The following is a 15,726-nucleotide window of genomic DNA, read 5'->3' as shown; positions in this document are numbered from 1 at the left end:
AGACCACCATGCGACGCTTCCCTCATGTCTCGAGCTGGAATCGCCTTGGTGAGTCGACGCCACGTCGACCTCGGCCGCATGTCCAGCGCGATCTGTCCGGCGGGCTGACCCGCACCTCGTCAGGGCCGTCAAAGAAGGCCCCGGGCAGCACTCCACAGCTTCCGTACGCCCCCGATGAGGTGGGCGAGCGCGCACGCCTCGACACTCCCGCCGCATAGCGCACCGGTCACCGCCATATCCCCCTGCCCGCCTGCGCATACGCAGGTCAGACGGTGCGCGCCACCGTACTACCCGCCGCACCAGAGTCGCATCGAAGGACACACACCGCCATGGCTGCCACCCCGGAACGCGCAAGCGCCACGTCACGCCGCAAGGCCGGACGCCACCGCGGCGAAGGCCAGTGGGCCGCGGGGCACTTCACCCCCCTCAACGGCAACGAGCAGACCAAGAAGGACGATGACGGTCTCAATGTGCGGACACGCATTGAGACGATCTACGCCCACCGCGGCTTCGACTCCATCGACGGCGCCGATCTGCGCGGCCGGATGCGCTGGTGGGGTCTGTACACCCAGCGCAAGCCCGGCATCGACGGCGGCAAGACCGCGATCCTGGAGCCGGAGGAGCTGGACGACGAGTACTTCATGATGCGGGTGCGGGTGGACGGCGGGCGGCTGTCCACCGAGCAGCTGCGGGTGGTCGGCGAGATCTCGGAGGAGTTCGCACGCGGCACCGCGGACATCACCGACCGGCAGAACATCCAGTACCACTGGATCCGGATCGAGGACGTGCCGGAGATCTGGCAGCGGTTGGAGGCCGTCGGGCTGTCCACCACCGAGGCGTGCGGCGACACCCCTCGGGTGATCCTCGGCTCGCCGGTGGCCGGGATCGCCGAGGACGAGATCATAGACGGCACCCCCGCCATCGACGAGATCCACCGGCGTTACATCGGCAGCAAGGAATTCTCCAACCTGCCGCGGAAGTTCAAGACCGCGGTCTCCGGTTCGCCGGTGCTCGACGTGGTGCACGAGATCAACGACATCGCGTTCGTCGGCGTCCGCCACCCCGAGCACGGCCCCGGCTTCGACCTGTGGGTCGGCGGCGGCCTTTCCACCAACCCCAAGATCGGCGTACGGCTCGGCGCCTGGGTCCCGCTGGAAGACGTCCCGGAGGTCTGGGCCGGGGTCGTCGGCATCTTCCGCGACTACGGCTACCGGCGGCTGCGCACCCGCGCCCGGCTGAAGTTCCTGGTGGCCGACTGGGGCCCTTCGAGGTTCCGCCAGGTGCTGGAGGACGAGTACCTGAAGCGCCCGCTGACCGACGGCCCGGCGCCCGAGCAGCCCGTCCAGCAGTGGCGGGACCACATCGGCGTGCACCGCCAGCGGGACGGCCGCTACTACGTGGGCTTCGCACCGCGCGTCGGCCGGGTGGACGGCACCACCCTCACCAAGATCGCCGATCTGGCCGAGGCCCATGGCTCCGGCCGGCTGACCACCACCGTCGAGCAGAAGATGATCGTGCTCGATGTGACCGAGGACCAGGTGGAACCGCTGGTCGCCGGGCTGGAGTCGCTGGACCTCCAGGTCAGGCCGTCCCCGTTCCGGCGCGGCACGATGGCCTGCACCGGTATTGAGTTCTGCAAGCTGGCGATCGTCGAGACCAAGGCGCGTGGCTCCTCGCTCATCGACGAGCTGGAGCGCCGGCTGCCCGAGTTCAGCGAGCCGATCACCATCAACGTCAACGGCTGCCCGAACGCCTGCGCCCGGATCCAGGTGGCGGACATCGGTCTCAAGGGCCAGTTGGTCATGGACGACAACGGCCAGCAGGTCGAGGGCTACCAGGTGCACCTGGGCGGCGCCCTGGGCCTGGAGCCGGGCTTCGGCCGCAAGGTGCGCGGGCTGAAGGTCACCGCCGCCGAGCTCCCGGACTATGTGGAGCGGCTGCTGCGCCGCTTCCAGGACGAGCGGGAGGACGGCGAGCGCTTCGCCACCTGGGCGGCGCGCGCGGAGGAGGAAGCTCTCAAATGACCGAGCGCTTCGGGATCGAACGGGAGGCAAGGTGACCGAGCGTGCCGCGCCGTTCTACTGCCCTTACTGCGGGGACGAGGATCTGCGTCCCTCGGAGGAGGGCCATGGCGCGTGGGAATGCGCGTCCTGCAACCGCGCGTTCCGCCTGTCGTTCCTCGGGCTGCTGGCCAAGGGCCTGCGGCGCGACCCGATCGATGAAGGGGGCACGGCGATATGACGACCCGGCTTGAGGACACCGGTCTCGAAGGGCTCGCCGAGAGGGCCGGCCACGAGCTCGAGGGCGCCCCGGCACTGGACATCCTGCGCTGGGCGGCGGACACCTTCGGACCGCGTTTCTGTGTCACCTCCTCGATGGAGGACGCGGTGGTGGCGCATCTCGCCTCCCGCGCGTTCCCCGGTGTCGACGTGGTCTTCCTCGACACCGGCTACCACTTCCCCGAGACCATCGGCACCCGGGACGCGGTGGCGGCCGTGATGGACGTCAATGTCATCACCCTGACCCCGCGCCGGACGGTGGCCGAGCAGGACGCCGAGCACGGCCCCCGGCTGCACGACCGCGACCCCGACCTGTGCTGCGCCCTGCGGAAGGTGCAGCCGCTCGAGGAGGGTTTGCGGGAGTACGACGCCTGGGCCACGGGGCTGCGCCGGGACGAATCGCCAACCCGCGCCGGTACCCCGGTCGTTGGCTGGGACGACCGGCGCCGCAAGGTGAAGATCTCGCCGATCGCCCGCTGGACGCAGGCGGATGTCGACGCCTATGTCGCCGAGCACGGCGTGCTCACCAACCCCCTGCTGATGGACGGCTATCCCTCGATAGGCTGCGCGCCCTGCACCCGTCGGGTTCTGGAGGGCGAGGACAACCGGTCCGGCCGCTGGGCGGGGAGCAACAAGACCGAATGCGGGCTGCACGGCTGATGGCTGTCGACCAGGAGTACGAGATGAGCGCCCCCACGACCACCGGTGCCACGGTGTGGCTGACCGGTCTGCCGAGCGCGGGAAAGACCACGATCGCCTATGCGCTGGCCGAGCGGCTGCGCAGCGAGGGTCGCCGGGTGGAGGTGCTCGACGGGGACGAGATCAGAGAGTTCCTCTCCTCGGGCCTCGGCTTCTCCCGCGAGGACCGGCACACCAACGTCCAGCGGATCGGTTTCGTGGCCGAGCTGCTGGCCTCCCACGGGGTCACCGTGCTGGTGCCGGTCATCGCCCCGTACGGGGACAGCCGGGAGGCGGTGCGCAAGCGCCACCAGCGCGAGGGCACCCCGTACCTCGAGGTCCATGTGGCCACGCCCGTCGAGGTGTGCTCCGAGCGGGACGTCAAGGGGCTGTACGCGAAGCAGGCGGCGGGCGAGCTCACGGGGCTGACCGGCGTGGACGACCCCTATGAGGCCCCTGCCGACCCGGATCTGCGCATCGAAACCCACAGGAACAGCGTGCAGGAGTCGGCGGCCGAGGTGCGGTTGCTGTTGAGTGAAAGGGGACTGCTGTGAGCGACGCGCGCGCGGCCACCGCGCCACGGGCCGTGGTGCTCCCCGCACCGGAGCGCCGTACGCAGGGCGGATCCGCCGATGGGACGGGAAGCTACTACCGCAGCCGAGCGAACGAAAGGGGCGCGGCATGACGACCGTGACGGCGATCGACGCGGACGAGGGTGCGGGCCTGTACGCGCTCGCGCACCTGGACGCGTTGGAGTCCGAGGCGGTGCACATCTTCCGCGAGGTGGCGGGCGAGTTCGAGCGGCCGGTGATCCTCTTCTCCGGCGGCAAGGACTCCATCGTCATGCTGCATCTGGCGCTCAAGGCGTTCGCCCCGGCACCGGTCCCGTTCTCGCTGCTCCACGTGGACACCGGGCATAACTTCCCCGAGGTCATCGCCTATCGGGATGCCACCGTCGCCCGGCACGGGCTGCGGCTGCACGTGGCCTCGGTCCAGGAGTTCATCGACGACGGCCGGCTGCGCGAGCGCCCGGACGGCACCCGCAATCCGCTGCAGACCGTGCCGCTGCTGGACGCCATCGAGGGGAACCGCTTCGACGCGGTCTTCGGCGGTGGCCGCCGGGACGAGGAGAAGGCCCGCGCCAAGGAGCGGGTGTTCTCGCTCCGGGACGAGTTCGGCGGCTGGGACCCGCGTCGGCAGCGCCCCGAGCTGTGGCAGCTCTACAACGGCCGCCACTCCCCCGGTGAGCACGTCCGGGTCTTCCCGCTGTCCAACTGGACCGAGCTGGACGTGTGGCAGTACATCGCCCGGGAGAAGATCGACCTGCCGGAGATCTACTACGCGCATGAGCGCGAGGTCTTCCGGCGCGGCGGCATGTGGCTGGCGCCCGGCGAGTGGGGCGGTCCGAAGGACGGCGAGACCGCGGAGCGGCGCATGGTGCGCTACCGCACCGTGGGCGACATGTCCTGCACCGGTGCCGTGGAGTCGGACGCGGTGCACATCGAGCAGGTCATCGATGAGATAGCCGCCTCCCGGCTGACCGAGCGGGGCGCGACCCGCGCCGACGACAAGCTGTCGGAGGCCGCGATGGAGGACCGCAAGCGCGAGGGGTACTTCTAACGATGACGAGCGATCTGACGTCCGAGGAGCAGGCCGCGGCGGCCGCCGTGGAGCGGTCCGCGGCCACCTCGCAGCTGCGGTTCGCCACCGCGGGCTCGGTGGACGACGGCAAGTCCACGCTGGTCGGGCGGCTGCTGCATGACTCCAAGTCGGTGCTGGCCGATCAGCTGGAGGCCGTGGAGCACGCCTCGCGCAGCCGTGGCCAGGAGGCGCCGGACCTGGCGCTGCTGACGGACGGGCTGCGGGCGGAGCGGGAGCAGGGCATCACCATCGATGTCGCCTACCGCTACTTCGCCACGCCCAAGCGGCGGTTCATCCTCGCCGACACCCCCGGCCATGTGCAGTACACCCGCAACATGGTCACCGGCGCCTCCACCGCCGACCTCGCGGTCGTCCTGGTGGACGCGCGCAACGGCGTGGTGGAGCAGACCCGGCGGCATGCCGCGGTCGCCGCCCTGCTGCGGGTCCCGCACGTGGTCCTCGCGGTCAACAAGATGGACCTGGTGGACTACGCGGAGCCGGTCTTCGCGGCCATCGCCGAGGAGTTCACCACCTACGCGGCCTCGCTGGGCGTGCCGGAGATCACCGCCATCCCGATCTCGGCGCTGGCCGGGGACAACGTGGTGACCGCGTCGGCGAACATGGACTGGTACGGCGGCCCGACGGTGCTGGAGCACCTGGAGACCGTGCCGGTGGGCACCGACCCGTCCCAGGACCCGGCGCGTTTCCCGGTGCAGTACGTGATCCGTCCGCAGACCGCCGAGCACCCCGACTACCGCGGCTACGCGGGCCAGATCGCCTCCGGTGTGCTGCGGGTCGGCGACGCCGTCACCGTGCTGCCGTCCGGCCGGACATCCGCCATCACCGGGATCGACGCGCTGGGCACGATGGTGGACGTGGCGTGGGCCCCGCAGTCGGTGACCGTCACGCTCGCCAACGACCTGGACATCTCGCGCGGTGACCTGCTCGCGCCGAGTGACCACGCGCCCGCGACCACCAGGGACGTCGAGGCCACCGTCTGCCATCTGCACGACCGTCCGCTGCGGGTGGGCGACCGGGTGCTGCTCAAGCACACCACCCGCACGGTGAAGGCGATCATCAAGGACATCCCGTCCCGGCTGACGCTGGCCGATCTGTCGCACCACCCGGCGCCGGGTGAGCTGGCCGCCAATGACATCGGCCGGGTGGTGCTGCGCACCTCCGAGCCGCTGGCGCTGGACGCGTACGACGCGTCCCGCCGCACCGGCTCCTTCCTGCTGATCGACCCGGCCGACGGCACCACGCTCACCGCCGGAATGGCGGGCGACTCCTTCGCGGCGCCGGCGGACGGCGCCGGGGCCGCGCGGGACGACGAGGGATGGGACTTCTGACCATGGCCGGTGAGGTGTTCTCGACATTCGCCAAGGAGGGCGGCCGCGTGGGCAGCGGGGCGCTCGGCAGCGGGCAGGGCGGGGTCGGACGATGTGCGCGCTGATGCCGCGGTCCACATCCGTCCACCAGTACCACCAGTACCACCAGCACCGCCGCCGAAAGCCGTCTGAACTGCCGGGCGTCCTCTGACGCCGCCCCGGCCACGTCGAGAGGAACACCCCGTGTCGTCTGCCGTCCGCCCCGTCGCCCCGCGACCAGCCACCCACCGCCGCAACCGCATCCGGATCCTGGCCGCGGCGGCCGTCCTCCCGCTGCTGATGGGCGCGCTGGGCGCCTGCGGCTACGGCTCGGAGAAGAAGTCCGACGACTCAGGGTCCTCGGCGGTCCCCGCGGCCGGTGGTGAGAAGGTCGACGGCCTGGACAAGGTGAAGGTCGGCTACTTCGCCAACCTCACCCATGCCACCGCGCTGGTGGGGCTGCGCAAGGGCGGCCCGATCCAGCAGGAGCTCAAGGGCACGAAGGTCGCGCCGTACGTCTTCAACGCCGGTCCTTCGGAGATCGAGGCGCTCAACGCGGGCTCCATCGACATGGGCTGGATCGGCCCGTCGCCGTCCATCAACGGCTATGTGAAGTCCCACGGCTCCAACCTCAAGATCATCTCGGGGTCGGTCTCGGGTGGCGTCAAGCTCGTGGTCAACCCGAAGAAGATCAAGACGCTGAACGACGTCAAGGGCAAGAAGATCGCCACCCCGCAGCTGGGCAACACCCAGGACGTGGCGTTCCTCAACTGGGTCAAGAAGAGGGGCTGGAAGGTCGACGCCCAGAGCGGCAAGGGCGATGTGTCAGTGGTCCGCAGCGACAACAAGGTCACTCCGGACGCGTACAAGTCCGGTGCCGTCGACGGCGCGTGGGTGCCGGAGCCGACCGCGTCCAAGCTGGTCGCCGATGGCGCCAAGGTGCTGCTGGACGAGTCCTCGCTGTGGCCGGACAAGAAGTTCGTGATCACCAACCTGATCGTGAGGCAGTCGTTCCTCAAGGAGCATCCGAAGGTCGTCGAGGCCGTGCTGCGCGGCTCGGTGAAGACCAACGCCTTCATCAAGGCCAACCCCGACAAGGCGAAGGACGCGGCCAACGCGGCGCTCAAGGAGGAGACCGGCAAGCCGCTGCCCACCGAGGTGATCGACCCGGCGTGGAAGTCCATCCAGGTCACCGACGACCCCCTGGCCTCGACGCTGAACACCGAGGCCGACCAGGCCGTCCAGGCGGGGCTTCTGGAGAAGCCCGACCTCAAGGGGATCTACGACCTGGGCCCGCTGAACAAGGTCCTCAAGGCCGAGGGCAAGCCGCCGGTCTCCGCCGCGGGCCTCGGCAGCCAGTAGCCGCCCGCCCGTCCCGTACGCGCCCCGCGCGTGCGCAGGTACCCGCATGTACGCATCCATCAGGAGGTGACCGGATGTCCCCGGCACTGACCACCGAGAAGGACGACCGGGCGAGCGCGGCGGCGGGCTCCCCCGGGTCCGCCGGCGCCGCCGGGTCCGTCTCGATCGCCCATGTCCACAAGGCCTTCGGCCGTCCCGGGGCGGCCCAGCCCGTGCTCGAGGACATCAACCTCCGGGTGCGGCCCGGCGAGTTCGTCTGCATCCTGGGGGCTTCCGGCTGCGGGAAGTCCACGCTGCTCAATCTGATCGCCGACCTGGACGAGCCGTCCTCGGGGGCCATCGAGGTCCCGGCCGGGCGACCGGCCCTGATGTTCCAGGAGCACGCGCTGTTCCCGTGGCTCACCGCGGGGAAGAACATCGAGCTGGCGCTGCGGCTGCGCGGGGTGCCGCGCGCCGACCGCAGGCCGCGCGCCGAGCGACTGCTGGAGCTGGTGCGGCTCAGCGGCGCCCACGGCAAGCGGGTGCACGAGCTCTCCGGCGGGATGCGGCAGCGGGTGGCGCTGGCCCGCGCGCTGGCGCAGGACTCCCGTGTGCTGCTGATGGACGAGCCGTTCGCGGCGCTCGACGCCATCACCCGCGATGTGCTGCACGAGGAGCTGACCCGGATCTGGAGCGAGACCGGCGTCTCGGTGCTGTTCGTGACCCACAACGTCCGCGAGGCCGTCCGGCTGGCCGAGCGCGTGGTGCTGCTGTCCTCCCGGCCCGGACGGATCGTCCGCGAGTGGGAGGTGGACATTCCGCAGCCGCGCCGCATCGAGGACGCGGCCGTCGCCGACCTGTCCGTTGAGATCACCGAAGAACTGCGTGGGGAGATCCGCCGCCATGGCCAGCAGTAAGACCACCCGCGGCGCCGAGGTCGGGGAAGCCGACGGCGGGAAGCAGCCGATGGAGAAGTCCGTGGAGAAGTCCGCGACCACGGCGGGCGCGGGGCATCCGGGGCAGGACCTGGCGGGCCTGGAGGCCGGTCTGGACGCCCTGGACGCGGTGCAGACCAAGCGGGTCTCCCCCACCGAGGTCCTGGTCCAGAAGGTGCTGCCGCCCATCGTGGCCGTCGTCTTCGTCCTGGCCCTGTGGAAGGTGCTGGTCCTGGCGGAGGTCACCCCCGACTACAAGCTCCCCGACCCGGGGCTGGTCTGGGACTCGCTGCGCGAGCTGTGGCTGCGGGGCGAACTCCTCGACATCATCTGGACCAGCGTCTCGCGCGGTCTGTTCGGCTTCCTCATCGCGCTGGCGATCGCCACCCCGCTGGGTCTGGTCGTCGCCCGGGTGAAGTTCATCCGCGCCGGGCTCGGCCCGATCCTCTCCGGGCTGCAGTCGCTGCCGTCGGTGGCCTGGGTGCCGCCCGCGGTGATCTGGCTGGGCCTGAACGACCAGATGATGTACACCGTCATCCTGCTGGGCGCGGTCCCCTCCATCGCCAACGGGCTGGTGGCCGGTATCGACCAGGTGCCCCCGCTCTTCCTGCGCGCCGGGCGCACCCTCGGCGCCCGCGGCCTGGTCAGCGCCCGGCACATCCTGCTGCCCGCCGCGCTCCCGGGTTACGTCGCCGGGCTCAAGCAGGGCTGGGCCTTCTCCTGGCGCTCGCTGATGGCCGCGGAGATCATCGCCAAGTCCCCGGACCTGGGCCTGGGGCTCGGCCAGTACCTGGAGAACCAGCGCAACAACTCCGATATGGCGGGGGTGCTCCTGGGCATCCTCCTGATCCTCGTCGTCGGCATCGCCATCGAGCTGCTGATCTTCGCCCCGATCGAACGCCGGGTGCTGCGCAGCCGCGGACTGCTGGCGAGCGCGCACTGAACGTAACACCGAACGGAAAGCCACGGAACGGAACGTCACCATGTCTGCCCCGACCCTGCTGATCATCGCCCACGGCAGCCGCGACCCCCGCCATGCGGCGACCGTCGACGCGCTGCGCGCGCGGGTGCGGTCGCTGCGGCCGGGGCTGCGGGTGGAGGCCGCGTTCCTGGAGTTCAACGCGCCGCGCGTACCGCAGGTGCTGGCCCGTCTCACCGCGGAGGACGCCACCGAGGTGATCGCCCTCCCGCTGCTGCTGACCCGCGCCTTCCACGCGAAGACCGACATCCCTGCGGTGCTGCGCGAGTCCACGGCCCGCCACCCGCGCCTGGCCGTCCGCCAGGCCGAGGTCCTTGGCCCCTCCCCGCTGCTCGTGGACGCCCTGGAACGCCGTCTGCACGAGGCGGGGCTGTGCCCCGCCGACCGCTCCTCGACCGGGGTCGTCCTGGCCTCGGCGGGGTCCACCGACCCGGAGGCGATCGCGGTGATCGCTGAAATCGCGCGGGAGTGGCGGCACACCGGATGGTGTGCCGTGCGACCCGCGTTCGCCTCCGCCTCTCTTCCCCGTACCGAGGACGCGGTCCGCGCCCTGCGCGCGGAGGGCGTCCCCCGGGTGGCCGTGGCCCCCTACGTCATCGCCCCCGGACGCCTCCCCGACCGCATCGCCCACGGCGCCGAGGCCGCGTCCGCCGACCTCCTGGCCCCGGTCCTTGGCCCCGCCCCGGAACTGGCCCGCCTGCTGCTCACCCGCTACGACGAGGCCCGTATGGCGCCCCCGGCCCTGCTGACGGCGTAACACTCCAGCCGCTCATCCGTGATGTTCACGCCGGATGGCCGACGCCGAGCAGCCCCAGGGGGTGCTGACCGGACGGAACGACCGCGGGGCTGAGCCCAAGGAGCCGGTCGTCGTCAAACCCGGCGACGAGCACGGCCCCCAGACCGGCCTCGGTGGCCTGGAGGTAGACGTTCTGGCTGGCGTGTCCGGCCTCCAGCCACACATACCGCTCACCCCGCCGCCCCAGCGGCGGCTGATCGGCGAAGTGCCGCGCAGCCGCCTCCACGTCACCACTGAGCAGCAGCAGGGCCGCCGCCTCACGGAGCCAGGCGTGGTCGACGAGGGTGGTCCCGGCGACCGGGTCGCGGTGGTCGCCCTCGGCCACCAGCGTCAGCACGTCCCGCTCGGCGTCGTACCGGTAGGCCCCGGCGGCCAGACCGTCGACATTGCCCGCGATCACGGTGAGCGTCAGTGGGTACAACGCGTGCGCCGACGGGCATGAGCGGCGCTCACCGGTGGTCCGTCCCTGCGCCGCCCATGCCATGAGCGCGACCTGCTCGATGCTGAGGGGCCGGTGCCCGAAGTCGCGTGTGCTGCGCCGCCGCATCAGCAAGGATGCCAGACCGCCCGTCGACGGCGTGGACCGAACAGGCTGCAGAGGCACTTCCCGCTGTGTCATCAGCCCAGACAAGCACACGCCGGGCGAGAACGCTCAGGCGGCCTCGGCGTGGTCGAAAGCGGCGCTTCCCGCGCGGCTGAGCCACACCAGCCTCGCCGTCAAGCCGCCCTCATCGCTGCCACCGCGGGTGAACCATCGAAGGGCCCGCTCCGGCGAGTTGAGCACCATCTGGCCGGTGCCGTCGGCCGCGATCACGTGAACGGGACCCTCGTGGAAGGCCATCCCCCACGCGGCGACACACCCGTCCTTCAGCCCGGGCCGCACCTCGCACTCCTGGACAACGGCGAAGATTCTGGGCGCGATGGCGAGGACGAGTTCGCAGAGTTCCTTGTCGAAGGGTTCTGGGGAGTGCGGTGTCAGCATGTGGGCCTCCGAGAGAGCAGGCATGAAGGGGCGGATACGCTTCCGGCCGACCGACCATCACTACGTGATGAACGCATCACTCACGGTAGAGCATAAGGTTATGTTGAGGCAACCTTATGCTGGCGGCTACGGGGCGTTGGACCTGCGTCGCGGCGCACGGCAGACTGCCCAACAGCCTGGAGGAGAAGAGAGCATGCCGAGAAGTCAGCCCACAGCACGACAGCGCCGACTCGGTACTGAGCTGCGCAAGATGCGCGACGCGGCTGGTGTGACCGCCCGCCGGGCGGCCGAGCTGATCGGTACGAACCCCATCCAGATGAGTCAGGTCGAAGCGGGAAAGGCCGGTATCAGCGAGGCGCGACTGCGCTATATGGCCTCTCAATACGCTTGCTTCGACACCGCGCTGATCGACTCACTGGTCGCCATGGCCGGTGAGCGCGGCAAGGGGTGGTGGGAGGAGTACCGGGGCCTCCTCGCGCATGGCGCACTGGACCTTGCCGAGTTGGAACACCACGCAACCCACATGCGCATGCTCCAAGCCTCCTACGTTCCGGGACTGCTGCAGACCGAGGCATACATCCGGGCGCTCATGGCATACGCCGTTCCTCCGCTGCCGCCACAGCATCTCGACACGCTGGTCTCCTTCCGCGTACGGCGGCGGGAGGTACTGTCCCAGGACTCGGCGATCGCGTTCTCGGCGCTGGTTCACGAAAGTGTCCTGCGCACACGCGTAGCCGACCGAAAGGTCGCACGCGAGCAACTCGCCGCCATCCTGGAGCAGTCGGAGCGCCCGAACGTCACCGTCAGGGTGATCCCTTTCGATGTGGACGGCTTCGGCGGAGCCGGAAACTCCATGCTCTACGTCGGCGGGCCCGTTCCCAAGCTCGACACCGCACAGATCGATGCCATGCACGGCTCGTTCTGGATGGACGCGGAGTCAGAGCTCACGAGATACCGCGCACTCCTAGACAAGGCCGAGGCTTCTTCCCTCCCGGTAGGGGCGTCTCGGGACTTCATCCACCGCATCGCGCAAGACATATGAGAGAGGTCACCATGTCGAGCCCGGCCAAGTGGCGCAAGTCTTCGTTCTCCGGTAACGGAGAGGACAACCACTGCATCGAACTCCTCCCCGTCGACGGCAAGATCAAGCTTCGGGAAAGCGACACCCCCGCCGACACCCTCACCACCACCTCGGGCCGACTCAGAACCTTCATACGCGCCGTCAAGGCGGGGACGCTGGACCACCTCGGGCGGTAGCACGGTTCAGCGTTCGCCTAGTCGGACGACTCCGTGGAGCATTGCCAGCAGGAGGTCGTCCACCCGGTAATCACCGTGGAGGCCGCCCGGCCTCCAGACGATGAGGGAGGTGTCCTGCTGTGACCGCTCACCCCGTGGCACTGGTGACGGGAGCGAACAAGGGACTGGGAAAGGAGACGGCGCGCCAGCTCGCCGCGCGCGGGGCCACCGTGGTGCTGGCGAGCCGTGATGCGGAGCGCGGCGAGGCCGCCGCCGCGGAGTTGGCCGCGGCGGGCACCAAGCCGATCCCGGTGCGGCTCGATGTGACCGACGCCGACAGCGTCCAGGAGGTCGCCGACGCGCTGGACGCCGAGTATGGGCGGCTGGACGTACTGGTCAACAACGCGGGAACGGTCATCGATCAGCGCGCCGAGCGCACCACCACCGCCGAGATGCGGCAGAACTACGAGGTCAATGTCTTCGGCGTGGTCACCGTGATCCACGCCATGCTGCCCCTGCTGAGCAAGTCCGCGGCGCCGCGCATCGTCAATGTCTCGAGCACCACCGCGTCGCTGTCGTTGACCAGTGGCGGCACCGACTTCGGCGGCGACGCCGACCTGCGGATGGCCTACTCCTCGTCAAAGGCGGCGCTGAACATGCTCACGATCCAGTACGCCAAGGCGTTCGGCGACAGCGACGCACTCTCGCACATCAAGATCAATTCGGCGACGCCCGGCTACACCGCTACGGACATGACCAACCACCGGGGCACCCGCACGGTCGCCGAAGGAGCGCGCGTCATCGTCGATCTCGCCACGCTGACCGACGACGGCCCCACCGGTGGCTTCTTCAACGACCAGGGCATCGTGCCGTGGTAGAGCCTCGCGCAGGCGGCCAGAGCCGATGACCTGGCGGAAGCCGTCGTTCTCCGGGCCCGGCGAAACCAAGGACTGCGTTGAGCTTGCCGCAGGCCGCGCCCGCCGTCGCTGAGTGTTCGACTCACTCCTGTGGGTGATGTTCGGTGCCTCTGGGCACGTCCCACGGCTCGAGCCGGAAGTGTCGGCAGGTGTCAGAGCCTGCGTGCCATGCTGGAGCCGAGGAACACACGAGGAGGCGGTGGTGACGATCATGAGCGTCGCTGAGACGCGAGTCGACGATCACGAACGCCCCTGGACGGTAGAGGACGTCCTTGCACTCCCGGAGCATCCGGCACGCGCCCGCTTCGAGCTTGTGGACGGTGTCCTCATGATGTCCCCCGCGCCCGACTGGGACCACCAGACCGTGTCCTCTGAATTGCACAGTCAGATCAAGGCCGCCCTGGCCCGGTCAGGCGCGCCGTTCCGCTCCGGCGAAGCGGTGAATGTGACGGGGGAATCCAGACTGTTCATTTCCGACATCGCCGTGGTCGACCGGGCCGCCGCTCCACGTGGCACGCTGACCGTGCCACTCGAGGCGGCGGTGCTTCTGGGGGAGATCGTGTCACCGTCCAACCGGGCCGCCGACCGCGTCCTCAAGCCCGTGCTCTACGCCCAGGCGAAGGTGCCCGCCTTTTGGCGCGTCGAGCTGGAACCGGATGTGCGTGTGGTGGTGCACGAGTTGGACGGGGCCACCTACCGCGAGGTGGCCACGGTCACGGAGAAGCAGTCCGTCGATGTCGCCGGAGTGTTCACCGTCGACCTGGATCTCGACGCCGTGCGCCGGGAGCTGGAGGGCTGACGGCCGGAGCTAGCCCTCCGGGTAGAAGACGAAGAGTGTGCAGCCCGTGGTGGTCTGGGGGATGTGGGAGGAGCCCGCGGGGGCGTGGACGAAGGTCCCGGCGGGATAGTCATGGGCGCCGTCGTTGAACGTGCCGGAGACCACGAAGACCTCCTCGGGGCCCGGTTCATGGACGTCCAGGCCCTCCCATGAGGTGCCGGGGTCCATCTCCAGGACATGCGCCTTCGCACCGTTGTCACCGGTCCACAGGGGGCGCAGCCGGATGCCGGGGAAGAGCTCCTTCACCGGGGCGTTCTCGACCGCTGCAGATGTGTATCCGTCCGTGAGGTTCATGCCGCTCAGCGTGGCACGGGGGACGGGAACGCCCAAGGGCGCAGCCGGTTGGTCTCGCCACCCGGCTGCGCCCCTGGGACCGATCACTTCACCCGTAGGAACCTAGGAGGCCCTGGAGGGCCTGGCCTTACTCGACCACCTTCAGCAGCTTGTTGGGCGTGCCGTCGCCCGGGTTGGAGATCTTGTCGGCGGTCGCGCCGTCCGTCAGGCCCTTCGCCACATCGGCGGGCTTGGCGTCCTGGTGGCCGCTGAGGTAGACGGCTGCGGCGCCCACGACGTGCGGGGTGGCCATCGACGTGCCGGAGATGGTGTTGGTGGCGTCGTCGTCGGTGTTCCAGTCGGAGGTGATGTCCGAGCCGGGGGCGTAGATGTCCACCACGTCGCCGTAGTTGGAGAAGTCGGACTGCTCGTCCGCGTCGGTGCTGGAGGCGACCGTGATCGCGTCCTCCACCCGGGCGGGAGAGCTCTGGCTGGCGTCGGACGACTCGTTGCCCGCCGCCACGCCGAAGGTGACACCGGAGTCGATGGCCTTCTGCACGGCCGCGTCAAGGGCCTCGTCGGGGGTGCCGCCCAGGCTCATGTTGGCGACGGACGGGCCCTCGTGGTTCTCGGTGACCCAGTCGATGCCCGCGACGACCTGCTCGGTGGTGCCGGAGCCCTGGTCGTCCAGCACGCGCACCGCGACGACCTTGGCCTTCTTGGCGACACCGTGCTCGGTACCGGCGATGGTGCCCGCCACGTGGGTACCGTGGCCGTTGCCGTCGTCGGCGTCGTCGTCGTTGTCGACCGCGTCGAAGCCGGAGGTGGCGCGGCCGTCGAAGTCCTTGTGGCTGGTGCGGACGCCGGTGTCGATGACGTACGCGGTGACACCCTCACCCGCGCTGTCGGGGTAGGCGTACTTCTTGTCGCCCTCGGTGTCTTCCTGGTCGATCCGGTCCAGGCCCCACGACGGCGGGTTCTCCTGGGTGCCCTTGATGGTGTAGCGGTGGTTCTGGACCACCTTGGCGACCGACGGGTCGGCGGCCAGCCGCTTGGCCTCGGTGTCGGACAGCCCGCTGGCCGAGAAGCCGTTGATGGCGGAGTCGTAGCTGCGGCGCAGCTTGCCGCCGTACTGCTGGGCGAGGTCCTTGCCCTCCGAGGCGGCCTTGACGCTCTTGCCGCCCTTGAGCATGACGATGTAGCTGCCGTCCACGGCGTTCTTCGCCTGGGTGCCGTAGACGGTGCCCTCGGCGGGCTGGGTGGTGCTGGCGCCGGCCGGAACGGCCACGAAGACGCCGGCGGTGACGGCGGTGACGGCGGCCACGGCCAGACCGAGTCGACGCGCGTTGCGCTGCTTGTGAACTGCCATGACGAGGGTTCCTCCTCGTGCGGTTGTGGGGGGTATCCGCACCACGGATCGCGTCCGATCCGTCAAGTGCGGCAGCTCCGGAGTGTGTTGGGGCC

Annotated in this window: 20 protein-coding genes; 16 read left to right on the top strand and 4 right to left on the bottom strand. The window is 69.9% G+C overall.

Annotated features, from left to right (window positions below):
• Nucleotides 1-24: 24 nt before the first annotated feature.
• The 11 genes from VT50_RS41175 (at nt 25) to VT50_RS23680 (ending at nt 9,977) form a co-directional block, all read left to right on the top strand.
• Complete coding sequence (locus VT50_RS41175) at nt 25-108, top strand: putative leader peptide (protein WP_309471194.1); 84 nt, start codon at nt 25-27, stop codon at nt 106-108.
• A gap of 221 nt (nt 109-329) precedes the next feature.
• Nucleotides 330-2,024, top strand: coding sequence for a nitrite/sulfite reductase (locus VT50_RS23725; RefSeq protein ID WP_046085396.1), 1,695 nt, complete (start codon nt 330-332; stop codon nt 2,022-2,024).
• A gap of 31 nt (nt 2,025-2,055) precedes the next feature.
• A complete protein-coding gene (locus VT50_RS23720; protein WP_020867772.1) occupies nt 2,056-2,241 on the top strand; it encodes a hypothetical protein in 186 nt (61 codons plus the stop codon).
• Nucleotides 2,238-2,939 carry a phosphoadenylyl-sulfate reductase gene (locus tag VT50_RS23715; protein ID WP_046085397.1) on the top strand — a complete coding sequence of 234 codons (702 nt, stop codon included), beginning with the start codon at nt 2,238-2,240 and terminating at the stop codon, nt 2,937-2,939. Before VT50_RS23720 ends, VT50_RS23715 begins: the two co-directional genes overlap by 4 nt.
• The gene (gene cysC, locus VT50_RS23710) at nt 2,939-3,511 is read left to right on the top strand and encodes an adenylyl-sulfate kinase (RefSeq protein WP_063893207.1); all 573 of its coding nucleotides are present in this window, start codon (nt 2,939-2,941) and stop codon (nt 3,509-3,511) included. The genes VT50_RS23715 and cysC overlap by 1 nt, the downstream gene beginning before the upstream one ends.
• 127 nt (nt 3,512-3,638) lie before the next feature.
• On the top strand, nt 3,639-4,577 hold the full coding sequence (cysD, locus tag VT50_RS23705) for a sulfate adenylyltransferase subunit CysD (protein ID WP_046085398.1): 939 nt from the start codon (nt 3,639-3,641) through the stop codon (nt 4,575-4,577).
• A 2-nt stretch (nt 4,578-4,579) separates the two neighbouring features.
• Nucleotides 4,580-5,947, top strand: coding sequence for a sulfate adenylyltransferase subunit 1 (locus tag VT50_RS23700; RefSeq protein ID WP_046085399.1), 1,368 nt, complete (start codon nt 4,580-4,582; stop codon nt 5,945-5,947).
• Nucleotides 5,948-6,265: 318 nt separating this feature from the next.
• Entirely contained in the window at nt 6,266-7,327 is a 1,062-nt protein-coding gene (locus VT50_RS23695) for an aliphatic sulfonate ABC transporter substrate-binding protein (RefSeq protein ID WP_107424872.1), read from the top strand.
• A gap of 74 nt (nt 7,328-7,401) precedes the next feature.
• On the top strand, nt 7,402-8,223 hold the full coding sequence (locus VT50_RS23690) for an ABC transporter ATP-binding protein (RefSeq protein WP_046085401.1): 822 nt from the start codon (nt 7,402-7,404) through the stop codon (nt 8,221-8,223).
• 49 nt (nt 8,224-8,272) lie between these two features.
• The gene (locus VT50_RS23685; protein WP_046085417.1) at nt 8,273-9,184 is read left to right on the top strand and encodes an ABC transporter permease; all 912 of its coding nucleotides are present in this window, start codon (nt 8,273-8,275) and stop codon (nt 9,182-9,184) included.
• 40 nt (nt 9,185-9,224) lie between these two features.
• The gene (locus VT50_RS23680; protein WP_046085402.1) at nt 9,225-9,977 is read left to right on the top strand and encodes a sirohydrochlorin chelatase; all 753 of its coding nucleotides are present in this window, start codon (nt 9,225-9,227) and stop codon (nt 9,975-9,977) included.
• Nucleotides 9,978-10,002: 25 nt separating this feature from the next.
• Here the strand turns inward: VT50_RS23680 and VT50_RS23675 are convergent, their stop codons facing one another.
• Together VT50_RS23675 and VT50_RS23670 are read right to left on the bottom strand one after the other, a co-directional pair.
• Nucleotides 10,003-10,563: a SagB/ThcOx family dehydrogenase gene (locus VT50_RS23675; RefSeq protein ID WP_158083225.1), complete on the bottom strand. Its 561-nt coding sequence runs from the start codon at nt 10,561-10,563 to the stop codon at nt 10,003-10,005.
• 105 nt (nt 10,564-10,668) lie between these two features.
• Entirely contained in the window at nt 10,669-11,022 is a 354-nt protein-coding gene (locus tag VT50_RS23670) for a hypothetical protein (protein WP_240529277.1), read from the bottom strand.
• Nucleotides 11,023-11,191: 169 nt separating this feature from the next.
• Between VT50_RS23670 and VT50_RS23665 the strand changes: the two genes are divergently transcribed.
• From VT50_RS23665 to VT50_RS23645, 5 genes are all read left to right on the top strand, one after another.
• Complete coding sequence (locus VT50_RS23665; RefSeq protein ID WP_046085405.1) at nt 11,192-12,040, top strand: helix-turn-helix domain-containing protein; 849 nt, start codon at nt 11,192-11,194, stop codon at nt 12,038-12,040.
• Nucleotides 12,041-12,051: 11 nt separating this feature from the next.
• A complete protein-coding gene (locus tag VT50_RS23660; RefSeq protein ID WP_046085406.1) occupies nt 12,052-12,255 on the top strand; it encodes a DUF397 domain-containing protein in 204 nt (67 codons plus the stop codon).
• A 119-nt stretch (nt 12,256-12,374) separates the two neighbouring features.
• Nucleotides 12,375-13,112 (top strand): SDR family oxidoreductase, encoded by a 738-nt coding sequence (locus tag VT50_RS23655; protein WP_078840634.1) that lies wholly within the window; start codon nt 12,375-12,377, stop codon nt 13,110-13,112.
• 25 nt (nt 13,113-13,137) lie between these two features.
• Nucleotides 13,138-13,224: a DUF397 domain-containing protein gene (locus VT50_RS23650; protein ID WP_078840635.1), complete on the top strand. Its 87-nt coding sequence runs from the start codon at nt 13,138-13,140 to the stop codon at nt 13,222-13,224.
• Between the two features lie 138 nt (nt 13,225-13,362).
• Nucleotides 13,363-13,950, top strand: a complete 588-nt coding sequence (locus VT50_RS23645) for a Uma2 family endonuclease (protein ID WP_240529283.1) — start codon at nt 13,363-13,365, stop codon at nt 13,948-13,950.
• 9 nt (nt 13,951-13,959) lie between these two features.
• On the opposite strand, the gene VT50_RS23640 is transcribed toward VT50_RS23645, so the two are convergent.
• Nucleotides 13,960-14,283 (bottom strand): cupin domain-containing protein, encoded by a 324-nt coding sequence (locus VT50_RS23640; protein ID WP_046085408.1) that lies wholly within the window; start codon nt 14,281-14,283, stop codon nt 13,960-13,962.
• Nucleotides 14,284-14,410: 127 nt separating this feature from the next.
• A complete protein-coding gene (locus VT50_RS23635; RefSeq protein ID WP_046085409.1) occupies nt 14,411-15,631 on the bottom strand; it encodes a S8 family peptidase in 1,221 nt (406 codons plus the stop codon).
• Between the last annotated feature and the right edge of the window lie 95 nt (nt 15,632-15,726).

Source organism: Streptomyces antioxidans (assembly GCF_000968685.2).
Taxonomy (GTDB): domain Bacteria; phylum Actinomycetota; class Actinomycetes; order Streptomycetales; family Streptomycetaceae; genus Streptomyces; species Streptomyces antioxidans.
The sequence above is the reverse complement of the archived record's forward strand: the minus strand, read 5'-3'. Positions and strand labels throughout refer to the sequence as shown.

Coding starts and splice junctions, on each gene's coding strand:
- VT50_RS41175 (WP_309471194.1), top strand. CDS start 25: ATGTCTCGAGCTGGAATCGCCTTGGTGAGTCGACGCCACGTCGACCTC.
- VT50_RS23725 (WP_046085396.1), top strand. CDS start 330: ATGGCTGCCACCCCGGAACGCGCAAGCGCCACGTCACGCCGCAAGGCC.
- VT50_RS23715 (WP_046085397.1), top strand. CDS start 2,238: ATGACGACCCGGCTTGAGGACACCGGTCTCGAAGGGCTCGCCGAGAGG.
- cysC (WP_063893207.1), top strand. CDS start 2,939: ATGGCTGTCGACCAGGAGTACGAGATGAGCGCCCCCACGACCACCGGT.
- cysD (WP_046085398.1), top strand. CDS start 3,639: ATGACGACCGTGACGGCGATCGACGCGGACGAGGGTGCGGGCCTGTAC.
- VT50_RS23700 (WP_046085399.1), top strand. CDS start 4,580: ATGACGAGCGATCTGACGTCCGAGGAGCAGGCCGCGGCGGCCGCCGTG.
- VT50_RS23695 (WP_107424872.1), top strand. CDS start 6,266: ATGGGCGCGCTGGGCGCCTGCGGCTACGGCTCGGAGAAGAAGTCCGAC.
- VT50_RS23690 (WP_046085401.1), top strand. CDS start 7,402: ATGTCCCCGGCACTGACCACCGAGAAGGACGACCGGGCGAGCGCGGCG.
- VT50_RS23685 (WP_046085417.1), top strand. CDS start 8,273: ATGGAGAAGTCCGTGGAGAAGTCCGCGACCACGGCGGGCGCGGGGCAT.
- VT50_RS23680 (WP_046085402.1), top strand. CDS start 9,225: ATGTCTGCCCCGACCCTGCTGATCATCGCCCACGGCAGCCGCGACCCC.
- VT50_RS23675 (WP_158083225.1), bottom strand. CDS start 10,563: ATGCGGCGGCGCAGCACACGCGACTTCGGGCACCGGCCCCTCAGCATC.
- VT50_RS23670 (WP_240529277.1), bottom strand. CDS start 11,022: ATGCCTGCTCTCTCGGAGGCCCACATGCTGACACCGCACTCCCCAGAA.
- VT50_RS23665 (WP_046085405.1), top strand. CDS start 11,192: ATGCCGAGAAGTCAGCCCACAGCACGACAGCGCCGACTCGGTACTGAG.
- VT50_RS23660 (WP_046085406.1), top strand. CDS start 12,052: ATGTCGAGCCCGGCCAAGTGGCGCAAGTCTTCGTTCTCCGGTAACGGA.
- VT50_RS23650 (WP_078840635.1), top strand. CDS start 13,138: ATGACCTGGCGGAAGCCGTCGTTCTCCGGGCCCGGCGAAACCAAGGAC.
- VT50_RS23645 (WP_240529283.1), top strand. CDS start 13,363: ATGAGCGTCGCTGAGACGCGAGTCGACGATCACGAACGCCCCTGGACG.
- VT50_RS23640 (WP_046085408.1), bottom strand. CDS start 14,283: ATGAACCTCACGGACGGATACACATCTGCAGCGGTCGAGAACGCCCCG.
- VT50_RS23635 (WP_046085409.1), bottom strand. CDS start 15,631: ATGGCAGTTCACAAGCAGCGCAACGCGCGTCGACTCGGTCTGGCCGTG.